Annotated in this window: 10 protein-coding genes; 8 read left to right on the plus strand and 2 right to left on the minus strand. The window is 49.4% G+C overall.

Going from position 1 to position 20,143, the window contains the following annotated elements; genetic code table 11:
• Positions 1 to 49: 49 nt before the first annotated feature.
• From tyrB to ACTU3N_RS19110, 5 genes are all read left to right on the plus strand, one after another.
• Entirely contained in the window at positions 50 to 1,243 is a 1,194-nt protein-coding gene (gene tyrB, locus ACTU3N_RS19090) for an aromatic amino acid transaminase (RefSeq protein WP_443087706.1), read from the plus strand.
• 192 nt (positions 1,244 to 1,435) lie between these two features.
• Positions 1,436 to 10,867 carry a putative adhesin gene (locus ACTU3N_RS19095; protein ID WP_443087707.1) on the plus strand — a complete coding sequence of 3,144 codons (9,432 nt, stop codon included), beginning with the start codon at positions 1,436 to 1,438 and terminating at the stop codon, positions 10,865 to 10,867.
• A 204-nt stretch (positions 10,868 to 11,071) separates the two neighbouring features.
• A complete protein-coding gene (gene aphA / locus ACTU3N_RS19100; RefSeq protein ID WP_443087708.1) occupies positions 11,072 to 11,782 on the plus strand; it encodes an acid phosphatase AphA in 711 nt (236 codons plus the stop codon).
• A 91-nt stretch (positions 11,783 to 11,873) separates the two neighbouring features.
• The gene (locus ACTU3N_RS19105; RefSeq protein ID WP_443087709.1) at positions 11,874 to 12,290 is read left to right on the plus strand and encodes a secondary thiamine-phosphate synthase enzyme YjbQ; all 417 of its coding nucleotides are present in this window, start codon (positions 11,874 to 11,876) and stop codon (positions 12,288 to 12,290) included.
• 2 nt (positions 12,291 to 12,292) lie between these two features.
• The gene (locus ACTU3N_RS19110; protein ID WP_443087710.1) at positions 12,293 to 12,673 is read left to right on the plus strand and encodes an MmcQ/YjbR family DNA-binding protein; all 381 of its coding nucleotides are present in this window, start codon (positions 12,293 to 12,295) and stop codon (positions 12,671 to 12,673) included.
• Here the strand turns inward: ACTU3N_RS19110 and uvrA are convergent.
• Positions 12,665 to 15,490: an excinuclease ABC subunit UvrA gene (uvrA, locus tag ACTU3N_RS19115; RefSeq protein ID WP_443087711.1), complete on the minus strand. Its 2,826-nt coding sequence runs from the start codon at positions 15,488 to 15,490 to the stop codon at positions 12,665 to 12,667. The genes ACTU3N_RS19110 and uvrA overlap by 9 nt on opposite strands.
• A 255-nt stretch (positions 15,491 to 15,745) precedes the next feature.
• Between uvrA and ssb1 the strand changes: the two genes are divergently transcribed.
• On the plus strand, positions 15,746 to 16,276 hold the full coding sequence (ssb1, locus tag ACTU3N_RS19120) for a single-stranded DNA-binding protein SSB1 (protein WP_443087712.1): 531 nt from the start codon (positions 15,746 to 15,748) through the stop codon (positions 16,274 to 16,276).
• A gap of 218 nt (positions 16,277 to 16,494) precedes the next feature.
• Here the strand turns inward: ssb1 and cspE are convergent, their stop codons facing one another.
• Positions 16,495 to 16,695 carry a transcription antiterminator/RNA stability regulator CspE gene (gene cspE / locus ACTU3N_RS19125; protein WP_443087720.1) on the minus strand — a complete coding sequence of 67 codons (201 nt, stop codon included), beginning with the start codon at positions 16,693 to 16,695 and terminating at the stop codon, positions 16,495 to 16,497.
• Between the two features lie 468 nt (positions 16,696 to 17,163).
• Between cspE and ACTU3N_RS19130 the strand changes: the two genes are divergently transcribed.
• Both ACTU3N_RS19130 and ACTU3N_RS19135 read left to right on the plus strand, forming a co-directional pair.
• Positions 17,164 to 17,478 (plus strand): PTS sugar transporter subunit IIB, encoded by a 315-nt coding sequence (locus ACTU3N_RS19130; protein WP_443087713.1) that lies wholly within the window; start codon positions 17,164 to 17,166, stop codon positions 17,476 to 17,478.
• Positions 17,479 to 17,920: 442 nt separating this feature from the next.
• On the plus strand, positions 17,921 to 20,137 hold the full coding sequence (locus ACTU3N_RS19135) for a type VI secretion system Vgr family protein (protein ID WP_443087714.1): 2,217 nt from the start codon (positions 17,921 to 17,923) through the stop codon (positions 20,135 to 20,137).
• Positions 20,138 to 20,143 lie beyond the last annotated feature (6 nt).

Below are 20,143 nucleotides of genomic sequence, written 5' to 3' on the forward strand. Positions count from 1 at the left end.
CGGTTTATTGTGGAGTTTCCCGCCTACTGTTAATCCGGAGAAGAGATACGTGTTTCAGAAAGTCGACGCCTACGCTGGCGACCCCATTCTTTCGTTAATGGAGCGTTTCAAAGAAGACCCCAGAAGCGATAAAGTCAATCTCAGCATCGGGCTGTATTACAACGAAGAGAGCATCATCCCGCAGCTGCAAGCGGTTGCTGAAGCACAATCACGTATCAATGCAAAACCGCATGGCGCGTCCCTCTACCTGCCGATGGAAGGGCTGAATAGCTACCGCCACGCGATTGCACCCCTGCTGTTTGGCGCGGATAACCCGCTGCTGGCGCAAAACCGTGTTGCGACGATTCAGACATTGGGCGGCTCTGGCGCCCTGAAAGTGGGCGCAGATTTTCTCAAGCGCTATTTCCCGGACTCAGGCGTGTGGGTCAGCGACCCGACATGGGAAAACCACATCGCTATTTTTGAAGGTGCCGGGTTCGTAGTGAGTACTTACCCCTGGTACGATAACGAAACCAATGGCGTCCGCTTTGCCGCCTTCCTTGAGGCATTAAAAATCCTGCCGGCGCAGAGCATCGTCCTGCTGCATCCTTGCTGCCATAACCCGACCGGCGCGGATTTAACCCATGCCGAGTGGGATGAGGTGGTGGAAGTCCTGAAAGCGCGAAATCTTATCCCCTTCCTGGATATTGCCTACCAGGGATTCGGTGCCGGTATGGAAGATGATGCCTATGCGATTCGCGCCATCGCGGGAGCCGGGCTGCCCGCGCTGGTGAGTAACTCATTCTCGAAGGTTTTCTCTTTATATGGCGAGCGCGTCGGCGGGCTTTCGGTGGTTTGCGAAGATGCAGATGCCGCTGCACGGGTGCTTGGTCAGCTTAAAGCGACGGTACGCCGTAATTATTCCAGCCCGCCGCACTTTGGCGCTGAAGTGGTGGCTACCGTGCTGGGTGATGCGGAATTAAAAGCCGCCTGGCTGGCAGAAGTGGAAACGATGCGCACGCGTATTCTGGCGATGCGTCAACAACTGGTTAATGTGCTGAAAGAGGCCATACCGGGGCGTAATTTTGACTATCTGCTGAAACAGCGCGGGATGTTCAGCTACACCGGTTTAAGCGCTGAGCAAGTGGACAGGCTGCGGGAAGAATTTGCTATTTACCTGGTTGGCAGCGGGCGGATGTGCGTGGCCGGTCTGAACAGCCGTAACGTCCAGCGTGTCGCACAGGCATTCGCAGCTGTTATGTAAGTGCTTACTTACTTTATATCTCCTGATTTTTAAAGCAATACTGCAATAATATTCCCGGCGCAATACCGGGAATACTGTTCTGTTTCCCGGTTTTTCCTTCTCTTTTAAGAACTGATTTGATTGATTTTTGTACGAATCAATCGCTGCTTACGGCTTATTTTGGGCTGACACCAAGGATCTCAAGGAGATTTTATGCCTGAAATGTTGCCCGTCATACGTGACAATACCCGCACCAGCGCGCCCGTTTGCGCAACCCGCTCTGAAACTCACCCGCTCGTCATCCACACACTTAAGTCTGTCAGTCCCTCACAGGAAAAAGCTGCACACATTAGCCCTGTTCCTGGCGGGGCCTGGCAATGGTTAAAAAATCGTCTGCATACAGAAAGCGCACCGCTGCTGCCGGAGAAAATGTCCTTAGCCGATCACCTCAGCGAAGAAGCCGGTATTGCTGCGGCTGTTGAAAAGGCACAAGGTCGGCTCTGGTTAACGGCAGGCGTAGCGCTGACGCTGTTTTCTACCGCCGGGGCATTGGCCTGGGGGCTGGCCCGTCGCGAGGAGAACAGCCAGTCAGATGATGGCGAAGCCGCCATTTCCCCGCAGGGAACGGCGAAACACGCCTTGCCGCAAACGCTGGCGCTGGCAAGTTATCCTGGTGCGACACAGTCCTCAGGCATCGCCGCTGTGTCGCGCTTGCAGGAGCGTGTTGCCCTGCTGAATGCAACACGCGACAGCGTGCTGGCGCACTTTCCCGGTATCAGGGCTGAGCCTACAGAACATCTGCTCATTGGCCCGTTGCTTGAGAAGCTGACGGCGAGTGCGGCGTGGCGCGACGTGGACAAAGCCTCCCTGGCGCAGCAACTCGACCCGCTGGTGAATGTGATGCTTTCCACATTGAGTGTCGAGGAGCAGCTGCAACTCTACCGGCACAATCGTACTGTAGCAGACGATCTCCCGTTTGCTGCCCGGTTTATTATTCATAATGGCCTGGGGCATATTGCGCTTAACCAGCGTACATATCCTCTGCGGGTTACGCCGGAGGGCGCTCCGTTTATTATCGCCATGGATGGTCGTTGTCATTTCATTCGTTATAACCAGCGCACAGGCCACTGGGAATATGTGCAAGAAGCTGATAACCAGGGGTACAGCGCTCAGGCGAAAAAATTTAATAAAAAATATCGTCTCAACCCGGTCAATCTTCCGCGTGGAACAAACATGACCTATTTCCCGGAATATGATTATGCAGGGATACTTTCTAAAGGCTGGATAAATACCTGGGGCGTGTTTATCAGCGGTAATTTTATTTCGGTCTGGTCGCATAACGATGTGCAGGGCGAGACGTATTCCAGCTTTGATTGCGGGAACACACCGGAACAGCAGCTGATTATCAAAGGAGATTATGGCTGGGCGTTTGAGCGGCCCTCTGTTCCTATGGATACGTGCCTGAAAGTCCTGCTGGAGAGCAAGAAGATGGGCGTGGATAACCAGGCTGACAAGGCTATTGGCGCCATCCGCGCGGTGGACGGGCTGTGCATCGACAGAGTCGGTAATCACTGGCTGAAAAAGGATAACCAGTACTTTCGCGTACAGCGTGAAAAGAGCGCAGGCCAAACGATAACGCTGACGGATTATGCCGGGGCGCGTGCCGAATATAAAAACGGCGTGATGCAGCTAAAAAGCGCAGAGGAGATGATTTTTGCGCTGGATGCCGCCCGCGTCAGAAACACCCTTATTCAGTCCAGGCCGTTTATGATTGAGGCGGCAGCGCTGGATTATCTGCAAAAAAACGCGCTCACCACGCAGGCAAAACCGGTGGGGGATCTGCGCGAATATCATCCAGGTCTGGCAGAGGACGACGATTACGCCGCCATGCTGGTTATTAATAATCAGAAATACGCAGTCCGCGAATATACTGGCGATACTATACGTGTGGAGAATAAACATAATCCGCAGAATCGCCAGCAGGATATCGCGCTGTGGTCAGCGGGTGATACGCTGATACGTGTCAGAAATAATCCGGTAGATATCTCCTATAAACAGTTTTCTTTTAATCAACATACCTTGCCGATCATGATGGAAGCGGCGCTTTATAAGCTTTTAGAACTGAATGTGAAAAATAATCAAATGATGGTACCGCCTGCTGGCGAAAATCTAATAGCAATAAAAGAGCTGGCCTTGCCGATTGGCTGGTATGACAGACAAACCCGGCAATCCTGCTTTTTATATAAAGAGCATTATTTTCCGGCAACATTTACTGATGCTGATGACCAAAGTAATCCGACTGGACTTGTTATTGTTAACGTATTCGGCAAAGAAGATTTTTTTACTCAACAAAGATTAATATCATCACTTGTTATAGAGAAGAAAAGCGATCGTATAGAATTGAAGTCTCTGAACAGTTTTCTTGCTGAAAAATTAAAGGTCAGTAAAGAGATCGCCACGCTTTATAACGCCAATATACCGTGGCGCAATATACCGAATATTCGCATGATCCAGGGGCTTGTCAGTGAGGCTGTTGCTCAGGGGAAATCTCGTCTTCCGCAACTTACAACAATCACAAGAAATAATATGCTATGGAACACGGCCGCACAGCGAAATCTTATCAAGAAAAGACTTTACCCTGGCAGAGTAAATGACAAGAACCTGGAGTTTTTCAGGTTCGTTGATGACCATGAAATAAATATACCCAACGGGCGTAAAATATATGAGGTGATGGATAGCGTTTTTGACAGCATAAAAAAAGAAATTCTGCCTGTTCTGGATAAGGCTATGCATTATGATGGACCATCATGGCCGATAATAAAAACATATCTACGTAACGCGTTTGGGGAAATAAGCGAGGAGCTGCTTTCTGATATTGCTGTTGCCTGGTCTGAGCGTCTGCGTTTTATTGCCGGGGAGGTTAATATAGATAATGTAATAATCGTATCGGCTAACGATGTTTTTTTAACCCAGCGTGAGAAAACACTCGGCGGCCGGGTATTTGTTGCCCCAGATGGTAAACATATTTATATTAATGCACAAAAAATAAATCCTGACGATCGCGCACAAATAAGGCTGGTGTCTGAGCTTTTACCTGCGCTGGCTAGCCCGGCAAATTCAGGCGGTAATTTTCTTTTTATCCGGCAAAGCAATGGTATGTATCTTCCAGTAAGAGATGCCAGCGAGGCGATAATAGCCAGCCTGAAAGAAGGGCAATTTACTCCGGAGCAACAGCGCTTTTTACTGGCTGAAAGCCGACAGTATTTACAACGGATACCAACCTATCGGCGAAATATGGAGGTGCTGCTCACACCTGCGAAACTGGCTTACCTGGCAACCCATGATCCCGCTTATCGGGCGCATCTGTTCCTGGCATCTCCCGCTTTTGTCACTTTGCTCTCCTTCGATGCTTATTACTTGCTGACCCGTTCTGAAAAAGGCGTGCCTTTGTCTGAACCCTGGCTAAAGGAATATGGTCAGCTACGAGCCTCGGCAAGCCCGGTACTTATCGAAGAGATTGACGAGGATGTACCGCAAAAAATAACGACTTTAAGTACAACATCGTCAAGCACGCCAGCAACGGTAACGGCAGCGACAGAGGCGGAGCATCACCACATACACTTCCCTGATAAACATGACCAGCCTAAACAACGCCAGCCAGACGCCGAACCGGAAAGCGTTAAGGCAGAGAAAAAGCCTGTAAATGAGCCGAAACCTGAGGTTGAAGACGACGAGCGAACTCACTCAGGGAATGTGTCTGGCGAGGGAGAGAAGGAGAATGAGGCGGGGCCGGAAAGGGAGGAGAGCATTGAAATATCAGAAATTCAGGAGTCGGAAGAAGAGGTAGAAGAGGCGAAGGAAGCCAGGGAGCATGAGTCCGGTAGCGATGACGAAACGGAATTTGGTTCTGTGGAGGAAGAGGTTGAAGAAGGGCTGGAAGCCAAAGAAGAAGAGTCGGTGCCCAGGGGCAGGCCGAACCCCCAAGGTGGCCCGCCAGCGGGGGGAGAAGACGAAGTCGAGTTCCTGCCGCGTAACCAGCCCAATAATGTGCCTGAAGCGTTGCCAGGACCAAGGCGCGGGTTCCCCGGTTTGCCGAAGCCTCCTGTTCCCATTCCCTTTGCTCCCCCAGCCCTTCCGGTTCCAGGCCTTCCAATACCGCGTGTGCCTCTGCCAGCAGTTCCGGTACCGGCACTACCTGCGAAGGAAATAGCGGGTAACGTGGCCATATTGGGGGGGGCGTTGGGCGTAGGTTCTGCGGTGGCGATAGGTATAGGAGTGAACGATGAATGGAAAGCGAATAAAACAACAATCGAGCAACCTTCAGATAAAGACGGGCAGGGAATATACACTACGCCAGCAGGCAATAAAACTTTCCCTAATCCGGACGCACTGGATAAATATCATAAAGGAAAAGTGCCCCCGCTTGTGCCGATCGCTGAAACCACCCCGGTAGTGAAAGATAAACCAATTGAAATACTGGAGCTGCCAACGAAAAAGGTATTTGTTCCGGGTCATGGCAATGTGACAGTCATAACGATCCCAGGTCTGGAGTGTCTGGGCGATAAAACCGTGACGGCAACGCAAATATTAAGGCAGGTAGGGAAAGCGCTACAGCGTCCTGCGGTTGCTAGTGCTTTAGCCGACCAGCAGGACACCCACCTGGATCTCTACAGTACCTGTCCGGACCCCGAAGATGTTGAATGGACCGAAAAAAGCTACGATGTGCTGGATGCCGCAATTAATACCATATTAATGCTTCCTTGGCTCTGGCCGGTATTTGTACTGAAAAATATTGTTGGGCCTATCCTGGAAATGGCCGCCGACGACCTGGAGGGTATTCATGCATCATGGTCGGACCGCCTGTATCTTATCCTTAATGCGGTTACCCAGGCATTTGGCGTGGCGCGTGCGGGGAAAATAACAGCCAAAAAGAGTGGCGGCAGCCGATCGGTACGGCCTGTTATTCCGGGAAAAAGCGGTAAGGGACTTGACTATGAACAAATAGGTAAAATTAAGGTCTCGGTAGATGGGAAAGAATATCCGCTGGATATTACTTTTGATGAGAACCCTGTAGTGACGGATAATGAGGGGCATACAAGGTTTATTCATTATAATCAGCAAGAAAATCATTGGGATTTTAATCCTGGCGCTGAGCATCTTGTGCTGGAAGAGGCTGAAAAAAATCTCTACAAATATCGCAAAGTTTTTACCGGCCTGATCGAGGAGCCAGATATGTCGGTAGATAACAATGATATTGTCACATTAAAGATTAAAAATACCCCGGAAATAACCGGCGTGTTTATCGGCGCTGATTTTATTCCCGCCAGGGCTGAAAAAATTGGTAATGAAATCGTCGCTTATACCACAGATAATAAGGTTGCGTCGGAGGAGCAACGCTTATTAGTTCAGGATAAATATGGCTGGCGTTTTGAACGCAGCTCGGTGAAAAAAGAGATAAATCTTGAAGTCCTCCTCAGAAACAAGGCCAGCGCAGGTATTACTCTTGCGCAAAAATCGATCGGCGCAATTGTTGGTATCGATGGTCTTAGTTACGATAATAATGGTGAAGCATATATTAAGCATGATTACAAATATTATAAAGTTGAAAAGACTGCTCCAGGTAACCCCGAGGGAATTTTAAAATTAGTCGATTTCAATAATGCCATCGTTAAATATTCAAGGAACTATTTTACATTAGAAAGTGCGGATGATTTTTTGTTTGCAGCTAAAACAGAAAAGATACTTTCCAATGCGGAAAAATTCCGCATTGAGAAAGCCGCGTTAAAATACCTTCGTGAACATGCATTAACCACGAATGAGGATCTTCCAGAACGGATTGGCACAGGAATCTACCAGAATACAAAAGGTACAATCAAAGCGTTTAAAGTCAGTATTGATAAATTTGTCATTAGCGAGCTGTCAGCTCGAACGATAAAAATCAAACCTGCAAATGAAAAGTCTGCGCCTGTAGTTTTATGGCAGGACAGAAATACCTGGTTTCGCGTTCGTACTGAGCCTCAGAGCAAAGCATTAGAGTATACCGATATATCGTATTGTCGGGTTGCAAGGTCACCCACTGGTGGCGTCTGTGCCAAAATTTCTATGGAAACTGCTCTCCATACCAGGCTTCTGCAAGAGGTAAAGGATGAGATGGGCAGTACCAGTGTACCCGGCGCAGAAAAATTAACCGAAATCAGAAAAAACGATATACCTTATTTATATGAAGATGCTCTAACCAAAAAGACTTATTTTAAGTTTGGCGATCGTTTTTTCAATGCGAAAATTATTGAGGCAAACAGCCCGGATAATCCAACATGGCATCCTTGCCTGCGAGTTACGGGGCGGAGTGATTTTTATCGGGCAGAAAGAAATATCGAAACGATTGTTATGATAGATGATGGTAACGTTTTAAAAATGGCTGGGCTGGCATCTTATACGGCAGAAAAACTGGGCATTACTGCGGATGAGGCCATACAATATATTAAAAAAATCCCTTTCAATGATATAGAAAGTATCGAAATTCTTGAGCATTTGACTAACGATGTGCTGATGGCCGAAAGTATTTACGTGGAGCCACCGGGCAGCTTAAGTATTAAGGAAAAGAGCAGGCTGCCCATGAGTGAATTATTAACTTCTGCTAAGAAAAAATTATTCCCGGAAAGTATGAAGGAAGGTAAAGAACTTGAAGTCTACTCTTACGATCTACAAGCAGCCGTCAGTTCATCATATTCAGCACTCAGAGATACCGGAGAATTTGTTTCGCAGCAGGTGAACTATATATTTAATGATCTTCTGGCTACGGTTATTAGTTCTCTTAGACCTACCCATTATGATCATCCAATCGCTGAGGATTACTTGATAGAAATCCTTAAGAAAAATGAAATTAATTTTATGAATGATATTGAATACTCACTAAGTAAACGTCTTGAGGGGGCCAGAGACGAGCTGAGCAAGCGGCAAGTTAAACTATTAACTACTTACAAAAATCCGGAAGATATTCCTGTTCTAACCGGAAAAAATACGGATCAGATGATTTTTATACACGAAGAGGATTCTGGAACTCTATTTGTCAATATGGATGAACTAATTGTAAAAGCGCGTGCGAGATCGAAATCCAGAGATGCATTTAGCTCGGTGCTGGTGAGTGCACTCTTGCAATCATCAGGGAAAGCATTCCATATTATCGAGCTGCCAACGAAAAATGGGATATTTGTCAATGTCAAAAATGCCTATAAACATGCCCAGTTTATTACCAAACATGCAAAAATGGACGAAAACAGTGTGGCAAAAATGAGCGAGGTCATTTCAAGATATTTTGAAAACTCGCCGATCTATGCAAAACATCGAGACCAGATGGCGGGAATGCCGGAAGATGCGCGTAAGTTTGGTTATTTACTGCGTTACGACCCGGGGTTCCGTGCGCATATTACACTTAATTCAGATAATTTTATAACCTTGATTGCTCATGATATTCATTACCTGGTCTCCTCATCCCGGTTGGATGAAACCATTCTCCATCCATGGCTAAAAAAATACGGAGTATTGCGCGAAGCGCGGATCCAGAACGTTGCAACCGCCTATGATATTGAGTCAGTAATAAACTCAAGAGTCGAAATTTCCAGGCTCGTCCATATATCAGATACTTTTGAAATAGTCGGGGCCGCTCCAGGTAAACGGAATATGTTTATGACGAAGCAAGATAGTTACTGTTTTCGCTGGCAGGGAAAATATTATCCAATCGAATTTTTGGGCAATAGCGGGAAAGTTATATCTGTGGGCACGCCGCAAGAAATGCGGCAAATTTACTATTACGATCCCAAAGTTGGAACCGTATACCCTCTTCAACCCCGTGCTGCACGTATGAATGCATTATCTTATTATAACGATCTGGATGCCTATGAACGCAGAGATCCCTGGTCAGATTTTAGGGAAATTGCGAAATATGACGTACACAAAAAGGTGATTGTGCCCACTGGGGCAACGCGTATATTCAGATTACCTGGTAAAGTCACGCGAATCGAATTCCCGTGGTTTAATCTGTATCATCCTGAAGGTGCTTCATTAGATTTTTATGTAGCCGGACATGGGAAAATACTGGAAACCAGCAGTGTCGTTCCTGATAACGCGCTATTAAATTTTTATATTAATAAAGGTCAGCAGGTAGTCCCGTATAAAGGTAATATTGAGGACTTGCTAAGTGACTCTTTTGTGGCAAAGGAAAAAGTTGAAGGCGGTAAACAAATCGAAAACTATGTTATTAGGTCTTTTAGTAATGAACCCGTTAATAACTTGTATCTTGCGAGGAAATATAATAAGAATATTGTGCAGATAACATCGAAGACCACACGTTTATCAAGCCTGTCGGAGTCGCTGGCGAAACTTTTCCTCGATGATAACATTAAAATTCACTTATATACCTGTCGTACCTTTGAACGAACCGAAGCATTTGATGTGGCGGGCGAGGAAAATAATATCAATGTGGAAGCTAATATTCAGCCCGACGCCGGGAATATGAATAAGAGATGGGCGTTTGATCAGCAGGTTGAAAGCGGTGAACTAACGGATGAACATAAGCTAACGGGCTTTTTACCGCTCCGGGAAACGCCCGTTTTTCTCCATTACGGCACTATCGAGGTACAGTTACAGGATCTTTTAGCTAATGACTATAAAGATGTGCCGTATGATATATTTTATAGTTTAGATATTAGTGGTTATGCATCAAAACGAGTCCCTCCTTATTTAACTGAAGCCAGGCTGAAACTCAGAGAGAATGTTGTAAAAGCGCAACGTACCCTCGAGATGGCATTGTCAAAATTAAATGATGAGGATTATGATTTCGCGATTAGAAAATATCTGAATGATTCTTTTGAAAATTATCTTCATGGTGATATATCGGAAGAAGTACTTAACCGTTTAAAAGTAAATATTTTACGCGCCAGCGATTTTCTCCATGAGTCCTCTCAGGCGAATTACAACAACATAGGGATAGTTTCCAGTCGGCAGATAGCGAGCCAGGATTCTCCAGGTACCTATCGTAGTGCGGTTGCTGATAATATACGGGAGAATATGCCTCTGGCATTTGTTATACCAGGGGATGCCTTCCGGCGGTTATTTTTTATTGAGGATGCCTTACCGCCCATCGAGCAGGATGGAAAAACTATCGATCCGAAAGAATATGCCCAGGAGCATACTATTATTCATGAGTCTTCCCATATCACCGGTAGGACGACCGATATACTCTATAGCTATACCGATATGTCTCAACCGCCCAGGCTAGATGCTCCAGGAGACTCGCTAAAACGCCTTAACGAGATACTGGATAAAGGGGAAATAAGAGGCACCCCGCTTTGGTTCGATTTTATGCCGCTGTTTTACAGGCACTTTGACATTAAAGAACCGATGAAAGAAGAGGCTGTCGTAAAGATGATTAAACAAAGCCCGATGCTTAAAGCAAATATCATCATGGAAAACGCGGACAGTTTTGCTATGTTGGTGCAAGGTATTGCTAATCTGCAAAAATCTTCTCTATCCAAAAGAGACGTTGCTGATCCTGCGCTGTACTCAGCCTACCAATATCTTGGAATGATTTTTACAGCAACACGTGAGCATCATCTCAACCAGGAACCTGATAACAGCCAGGCGTAATTTCCCGTTTGTGCGGGGGGCGTAAGTGGAAAATAGCGTAACTAAGCAAAGCATTTTTCGCAAATTTTGTCCCCCGGATCCTCCTAATATTTAGATTATCCTCAGAAAATTCTTTGTTTTAGCCTGTTTAGACGTTATGGTCTGGTAATATTTTGACCACTCTCACCATTAAAAGAATAACGAACAGATAATTTAGGGATAATTATGCGTAAGTTCACCCTCGCCCTGAGTGCAATCGGCCTGTGGTTAACCTTAGGCAGCGCTGTGGCTCAAGCTTCCGCACCGTCGCCGATTTCAGGCGATACTGAAGACGTCAAACTGGCCGGGCAGGCCCCCATTCACTGGATATCTGTGGCAGAGCTTGAAAGCACGCTGACAGAACGCCCGCCAATGTCTGTTGGGTTTGATATTGATGATACGGTGATATTCTCAGGCCCCGGCTTCTGGCGAGGGAAGAAAACCTGGTCGCCGGACAGCGAAGAGTATCTGCAAAATCCAGCGTTCTGGGAGCAAATGAATAACGGAGGGGATGAGTTCAGCATTCCCAAAGAAGTTGCCCGTCAGTTAATTGCCATGCATGTAAAACGCGGTGACAGCATCTATTTTATTACCGGTCGTAGTCCGACCAAAACTGAAACAATCAGCAAGACGTTACAGGAAATTTTTCTTATTCCCGGTGTAAATATGAATCCGGTGATTTTTGCCAGCGATAAACCAGGACATCGCAGCAAAGCCCAATGGATGCAGGCAAAGCAAATCCGCATTTTCTATGGCGTTTCGGATTACGACATTGCCTCCGCCCGCGCAAGTGAAGTGCGTCCCATTCGTATCCTTCCGGCCTCTTATTCGTCCACGCAGCCTCCGCCGCAGGCCGGTGCGTTAGGGGAAGAAGTGCTTGTCAACTCAGAATACTGATGTTTTTTTAAGCTAATTTGACCTGGTGGGTTTCCCCTTTTTGCTGACATGTTGCACACTTAAAAGGAATTTCTTTTAACAGGAGCAGCAGATGTGGTACCAGCAAATCCTTACTCTTGGCGAAAAGCCGCGTGGATTTCACCTTGTCACTGACGAAGTGCTGGAGCAAATTCGCGACTTATCCCGCGTCCGGGTTGGTTTACTGCATCTTTTGCTCCAGCACACTTCCGCTTCTCTTACCCTGAATGAAAATTGTGATCCCACCGTGCGTCATGATATGGAGCAGCACTTTCTCAACGCAGTGCCGGACGACGCGCCTTATGAGCATGATTATGAAGGGGCTGATGATATGCCATCGCATATCAAATCTTCTCTGCTTGGGGTGTCGTTGCTGTTACCCGTGCAAAACGGGCGCGTGCAATTAGGCACCTGGCAGGGGATCTGGCTGGGAGAGCATCGTATCCATGGCGGCTCGCGAAAAATCATCGCGACACTTCAAGGAGAGTAAAGATGACAATTACGGAATTACTGGACTATTGCATGAAAAAACCTGGCGCTGAGCAGAGCGTGCATAACGACTGGCGCGCAACGCAGGTGAAAGTGGCGGATGTGTTGTATGCGATGGTCAATGAAGAGGAAGGTCGCCCGGCGGTATCCCTGAAAACCAGCCCGGCTCTGGCGGAGTTGCTGCGACTGCAACATAAAGATGTACACCCCAGCCGTTATTTAAATAAAGCGCACTGGAGCACCGTCTATCTGGATGGTTCGATACCGGATTCGCAAATCTATTACCTGGTGGATGACTCTTTTCAGCAGGCTGTGGATTCGCTGCCGGAACAAGCCCGGCAGCAGATTTACGCTTCAGCAACCGACAGTAGCCGGTTACTTTAGCATGGGTTTGAGGAAGCGAGCCGTGTGCGACGCTTCGCAGTCGGCGACGGTTTCCGGCGTGCCGGAAATAAGGATCTCACCGCCGCCGCTCCCGCCTTCCGGGCCGAGATCCACAATCCAGTCTGCCGTCTTGATAACGTCCAGATTGTGCTCAATCACCACAATGGTGTTGCCCTGATCGCGCAGCTGATGCAGCACGTCCAGCAACTGCTGAATATCTGCAAAATGCAGGCCGGTCGTCGGTTCATCCAGGATATAGAGCGTCTGGCCGGTGCCGCGCTTGGACAACTCGCGCGCCAGCTTAACGCGCTGGGCCTCGCCGCCTGAAAGCGTGGTGGCCGACTGGCCGAGACGAATATAGGTCAGACCGACGTCCATTAGCGTTTGGAGCTTACGCGCCAGCGCCGGAACAGCATCGAAAAATTCGCGCGCCTCTTCGATGGTCATATCCAGCACTTCATGGATAGTCTTGCCTTTATATTTGATCTCCAGCGTTTCGCGGTTATAGCGCTTGCCTTTGCACTGATCGCACGGAACGTAAATGTCCGGTAGGAAGTGCATTTCAACCTTAATGACCCCGTCGCCCTGGCATGCTTCACAACGCCCGCCGCGCACGTTAAAGCTAAAGCGCCCCGGCGTGTAGCCGCGCGCGCGCGACTCCGGCACTCCGGCAAACAGTTCGCGCACCGGCGTAAAGACGCCCGTATACGTCGCCGGGTTAGAGCGCGGCGTACGACCTATCGGACTCTGATCGATATCGATCACTTTATCGAAGTGTTCCAGCCCCTGGATCTCACGATAGGGCGCAGGTTCGGCGATCGTCGCACCGTTCAACTGACGCTGGGCGATAGGAAACAGCGTGTCGTTAATAAGCGTGGATTTGCCCGAACCGGAGACGCCGGTGATACAGGTAAACAGGCCAACCGGCAGCGTCAGGGTGACATCTTTCAGGTTGTTGCCACGCGCGCCGGACAGTTTCAGCACTTTTGACGGATCGGCTTTCACGCGCTCTTTCGGCACTGCGATTTTTCGCTTACCGCTCATATACTGCCCGGTCAGCGATTCCGGCACGGCCATAATAGATGACAGCGGCCCTTCCGCCACCACCTGACCGCCGTGCACGCCAGCGCCCGGGCCGATATCAATAACATGGTCCGCCGCACGTATCGCGTCTTCGTCGTGCTCAACAACAATCACCGTATTGCCAAGATTGCGCAGATGAATCAGCGTACCGAGCAGGCGTTCGTTATCGCGCTGGTGCAGGCCAATGGACGGCTCATCAAGTACATACATTACGCCAACCAGCCCGGCACCGATTTGGCTTGCCAGACGAATACGCTGCGCTTCACCGCCTGAAAGGGTCTCAGCCGAACGGGAAAGCGTCAAATAATTAAGGCCAACGTTAACGAGGAATTTCAGACGATCGCCAATCTCTTTCAGCACTTTTTCAGCAATTTTTGCCCGCTGGCCGGAGAGTTTCAGATTGTTAAAGAAATCCATCGCATGACCGATGCTCATATCGGATATGGTCGGCAGCGGCGTGTTTTCGACATAGACATGGCGCGCTTCGCGGCGCAGACGCGTGCCATCGCACGAGGCGCACGGGCGGTTGCTGATAAATTTCGCCAGCTCTTCACGCACGGCGCTCGATTCGGTCTCTTTATAGCGGCGCTCCATATTATGCAGCACGCCTTCAAACGGATGGCGGCGCACCGAGGTATCGCCGCGATCGTTCATGTATTTGAACTCAATAGACTCTTTACCGGAACCAAACAGCACGACTTTCTGCACGTTAGCGCTCAGGCTCTCCCACGGCGCTTCAACGTCGAATTTGTAATGTTCGGCCAGCGATTTCAGCATCTGGAAATAATAGAAGTTACGGCGATCCCAGCCACGAATTGCGCCGCCAGCCAGCGACAGTTCGCCGTTTTGAATAACGCGATCGGGATCGAAATATTGCTGCACGCCAAGCCCGTCACACGTCGGGCAGGCACCTGCCGGGTTGTTAAAAGAGAACAGGCGCGGCTCAAGCTCACGCATGCTGTAGCCGCAAATCGGGCAGGCGAAATTCGCCGAGAACAGCAGCTCATCGGTATCAGGCTCGTCCATATCCGCAACAACCGCCGTACCGCCGGAAAGCTCCAGCGCGGTTTCAAAGGACTCTGCCAGCCGTTGCGCCAGATCGTTGCGCACTTTGAAGCGATCGATAACCACCTCAATGGTGTGTTTCTTTTGCAGCTCGAGCTTTGGCGGATCGGAAAGATCGCACACTTCGCCATCGATACGGGCGCGGATATAGCCCTGGCTTGCCAGATTTTCCAGCGTTTTGGTGTGCTCGCCTTTACGTTCTTTAATCACCGGCGCAAGCAGCATCAAACGTTTGCCTTCCGGCTGAGACAGCACGTTATCCACCATCTGGCTAACGGTTTGCGCAGCCAGCGGTACGTTATGATCCGGGCAGCGCGGCTCGCCAACGCGGGCATAGAGCAAGCGCAGGTAATCGTGAATTTCGGTAATGGTCCCGACGGTAGAACGGGGGTTGTGCGATGTTGATTTCTGCTCGATAGAGATAGCTGGCGACAGACCTTCGATATGGTCAACGTCCGGTTTTTCCATCAGCGACAGAAACTGACGCGCATACGCGGATAGCGACTCAACGTAGCGGCGCTGCCCTTCGGCATACAGTGTGTCAAAAGCCAGTGAAGACTTGCCAGAACCCGAAAGCCCTGTGACAACGATCAGTTTGTCGCGAGGGATGACGAGGTTGATGTTTTTGAGATTATGGGTGCGGGCGCCCCGTACTTCTATCTTATCCAATCCATTCACCTTTTACCCGGAAGAACGCTTTGCCTGGTGTGTTTGAAGGACAACCGGCGGTCAGAAACGGCTAATTATGACACAATTTAACCTGAATGAATATACAGTATTGGAATGCATCTTCTGTATAAGTGTGCAAAAATACACTATGTGAGAGATTATCTGGAATCATCCTCGCAGCTATCAAAGTACGGCTTTGTAATGGTACAATTGCGCGTTTACACTTATTAAGAAACGTTTTCAGGAGACACGATCATGGCCAGCAGAGGCGTAAACAAGGTGATTCTCGTCGGGCACTTGGGTCAGGACCCGGAAGTACGCTATATGCCGAGCGGTGGTGCTGTCACCAACATCCGCGTGGCCACTTCCGAATCCTGGCGCGACAAGCAGACCGGTGAAACGAAAGAGCAAACAGAATGGCACACCGTTGTGCTGTTCGGCAAACTGGCGGAAGTCGCGGGTGAATACCTGCGTAAAGGTTCTCAGGTTTATATCGAAGGTTCCCTGCGTACCCGTAAGTGGCAGGATCAGAGCGGCAACGAACGTTACTCTACCGAGATAGTGGTAAACGTTGGCGGCACCATGCAGATGCTCGGTGGTCGCCAGGGTGGCGGCGCGCCGATGGGCGGCGGGCAGCAGCAGCAGGGCGGTTGGGGCCAACCTCAGCAGCCGCAGAGCGGCGGCAACCAGTTTAGCGGCGGCGCGCAGTCTCGCCCGCAGCAGCAGTCTGCTCCGGCACCGTCTAACGAACCGCCGATGGATTTTGATGACGACATCCCGTTCTGACGAAAGCCTCTGATACAGACATACCCGCTAAAAACAGAAAACCCTGCTTCGGCAGGGTTTTTGCTTTCGGGCAGGCAGCGATAAAGAGAACGCTTGCCACCTGAAATTAATGCAATAAAAAAACCCGCACAGGCGGGTTTTTTACTATCGGCAACGCTTAGCTGCTCAGGCTTATTACCTTCATCGCTGTCGTAAGCATTACTGATGAGGAACGCGGCTTACAGCGCGGTGACGTTTCCGGCCGCAGGGCCTTTAGCGCCATTTTCAATGGTGAAGGAGACCTGCTGGCCTTCTTCCAGGGTTTTGTAGCTGTCGCTCTGGATAGCAGAGAAATGGACAAAAACGTCCTTGCTGCCGTCGTTAGGAGTGATAAAGCCAAAACCTTTATCAGCGTTAAACCATTTTACTAAACCAGTCATTTTATTAGACATAGATAAATCCTTAATTGATGAGCCACTCAGCGCGGCAATTATGGCCTGTAATGAGAGAGTTACTTATTGGGCACTTAGGAGGAGGCTCATGGAGAAGGCTATCTGGGATAACATCTGAAATGAGGACTGCTTTACTAAAACTGCTTTCATAAGGTCTGTGTTCCAAACCGATGTCGCTATTAAGACACAGAGAAATTAATTTAGCAACTTATATGTTTTTTTATTTTAACCGTTTACACTCCCGGATGGCTATAAGGCCATGCTTTGCAAGCATAACAACGCCAGAAATCAGCCTCCGGCAGAGAGTATAAATAGCTCTTTAATTTACCGGTTCGCTTTCAGGCATTTTCAGTGGTTAGCCCACTCTATAGCTGAGAGTCATAGAAATAAGAGATAGCGCTCATTTTAATCCCTGAGCCAGTAATATTCTGTGCGCAGCTCTCAGGAGGAAAAACCATGAAAAAGCTTCTGATATGTTGTTTGTTCGGCAATACAGCGAATTCTCTGGCCAAAAAGATGCAGTCATTGGCAGAAAAAAAGGGCAATCAGCTGATTATTAGTGCGGTGGGGCTGGATAATTTCGCCAGCGTGGCTCCCGTTTTCGACGGCTTTCTTATTGCGCCCCATATTCAGTATAAACTTGCAGAAATTAAAGAGATTGTCGCAGACGCTCGGCCAATAGAAATTATTGAAAGTTTACCTTACGCATCACTGGACGCAGAGCAGGTGTTATCGTTCGTGATGGAAAAAATGCCAGAACTGGCAGAGTGATACTTTAGGCCGTACTTCGTGCGGCCTCCTCGTTTAGGCACAAAACAGGCAAACTCCCACTACAGACAAAACGTAATGTCATTGCAGAAATAACCCGCGTTATTATTTGAATTAGGATATTTCAATCTTTTTTCCAGGATACTGGCTAATAACATTTAGCTGATTTATGTGCGCTGGATCGAATAATTAAATTGGCGTGAAAACAGTGGGGAAATAAGCACAGCTTAAATTTGCGTTAAGTCTTTACCTATTGATTAAAATAAGATAAATCTTAGCTACCATTATATCCAGGTTTTAACTATATCCAGATATTATTGCCAGTAATTCATCGGCGCCAGGGAATAAAACCCGCGTAAAAACTTTTCCTGATAATTTCCTGCGCTGCACATGCGTGGAGAGACGTTTCTCCCGGAATATTCGCCTCTGCTATAAAGGAAATCGTATGGTTAACCGGATAACCGTGCTGTCATCCTCCGGGAGCGATTCGCTCTTATTCTGGATGTTTAAAGGAGAAGAAAACCTCTCCACGCCTTTTCGCTTTCAGGTCGATTTACTGAGTAAAGATTTCAACATCGACCGGCAGAAATTGCTTGGCCAGAATATGACGGTTGTTATCCCCGGGCAATGGGGTTCGCCGCGCTACCTTTGTGGCAAAGTCACCGCTGTCTCAGTGCGCACACAAGATCTGGACGGTACACGTTACGCCGTGTATCAAACCACACTTGAGCCGGATTTCTGGCCGATGATGCGCGATCGCAACTTCCGTATTTTTCAGCAACAACGCGTACCGGATATCGCGAAAAAACTCTTTTCTGAATACAACGTAAAAATCGAAGACAAACTCAGCCGCAGCTATCGCCAGTGGGATTACTGCGTGCAGTATGCGGAAAGCAGTTTCCACTTTATTAGCCGCCTGCTGGAACTTGAAGGCATCAGCTATATGTTCCGCCACAGCAAAGAGGGCCACACGCTGGTGCTGATGGATGATTATTCCCAGGCAGAGGCGTTTCCTGGTTATGAAACCATTGCCTGGCATGCGCAGGCGAGCGGCGGTGCGGTCAATGAAGAAGGCGTCAGCCAGCTGCTGGCGCGCCATGTGGTGACGCCGGGACTTTACAGCACGGATGATTACGATTTTCGCAAACCCCACGCCTGGATGCTGCAAACCCTGCAAAACCCGGTCTCGCCCACGCCGGGGCAAATTGATGTTTACGACTGGCCGGGTCGCTTTGTTGAACACGACGATGGTGAATCGTACGCGCGAATTCGCCAGCAAGCCTGGCAGGCGGAGCAGCAGCAAACTCAGGGGAGCGCCACCGCGACCGGCATTGTGCCGGGGCATGTCTTTACCCTGCGTAATGCGCCAGTCGTTGCGGATAACGCAAAGTGGCTGGTGGTGGGCGCGCGATACGCTTTTGAAGAGAATCAGTATGCTTCCGGCGACGCCGCGTCGGCCGAGCATAGCATCGACTTTACCGTTATCCCGGCGACGACGCCTTTTCGTCCGGCGGCGAGCACCGACTGGCCGCGCACTTACGGGCCGCAAACCGCCAGAGTTGTGGGGCCAAAAGGCGAATCTATCTGGACGGATAAATACGGGCGCGTGAAAGTGAAATTTCACTGGGATCGTGAAAGCCAGGGCGATGAAAACAGCTCCTGCTGGGTTCGCGTCTCCAGTGCCTGGGCAGGCCAGGGTTACGGCGGCGTGCAGATCCCGCGCGTGGGCGATGAAGTGGTGGTGGACTTTATCAACGGCGAACCGGACAGGCCGATTATTATTGGCCGCGTGTATAACGAAGCCAGTATGCCGCCGTGGGCGCTACCGGCTGCGGCAACGCAGATGGGTTTTATGAGCCGCTCAAAAGATGGCTCGCCGGATAACGCCAACGCCCTGCGTTTTGAAGATAAACCCGGCGCAGAGCAGCTGTGGTTACATGCCGAGCGCAACATGGACACCGAAGTCGAGAACGACGAAACCCATGATGTTGGCAGCAATCGCACCAAAACCGTCGGCAAAGACGAAACCAGCCATATCAAGCAAAACCGCACCCGTACAGTCGATGGCAACGAAACGGTCACTGTCGGCCAGAACCGAACGAAAACCATCAACGGTAATGAAACAACCACGGTGCAGCAAAACCGCACCGAAAGCGTCAAGGGCAATGAAACCCTCAGCGTTGAGCAAAATCGTGACGAAACCATCACCGGTAATCACAGCACCACGGTGAAAAGCAACAATACCGGCACCGTTGAAGGGAACCAGACGTTGACGGTGGTGCAGAACCGAACCCGCAGCGTGCAGGGTAATGAGAAGGTCAGCGTTCAGCAAAACCGCACGGTGCAGGTGACCGGCAACCAGACGCTGGAAGTGACCGGCAACCGCGACGTTACCGTTTCGAGTAACGAAGCGCGCACGGTGGCGCAAAAGCAGGAGGTCACTATCGGCGCGGGGCGCACGCTGAGCATTACCGGCGGCGATACGCGTTTTACCCAGGGCAGCGTGACGGACAGCGCGACCGATACATTTCGCATCAACGTGGGCGAGAACGGCATCCTTATCAGTAATGGCAGCGTGGAAATTACCGCTGGCGGCTCGACCATCACCATTAACGCGGCGGGCGTGATGGTGAACGGCAAGAAAATCGAACTTAACGCCTGACGGGAG

The sequence above is a fragment of the Vagococcus sp. WN89Y genome (genome assembly GCF_052220145.1).
In the GTDB taxonomy this organism is placed as follows: Bacteria; Pseudomonadota; Gammaproteobacteria; order Enterobacterales; family Enterobacteriaceae; genus Kosakonia.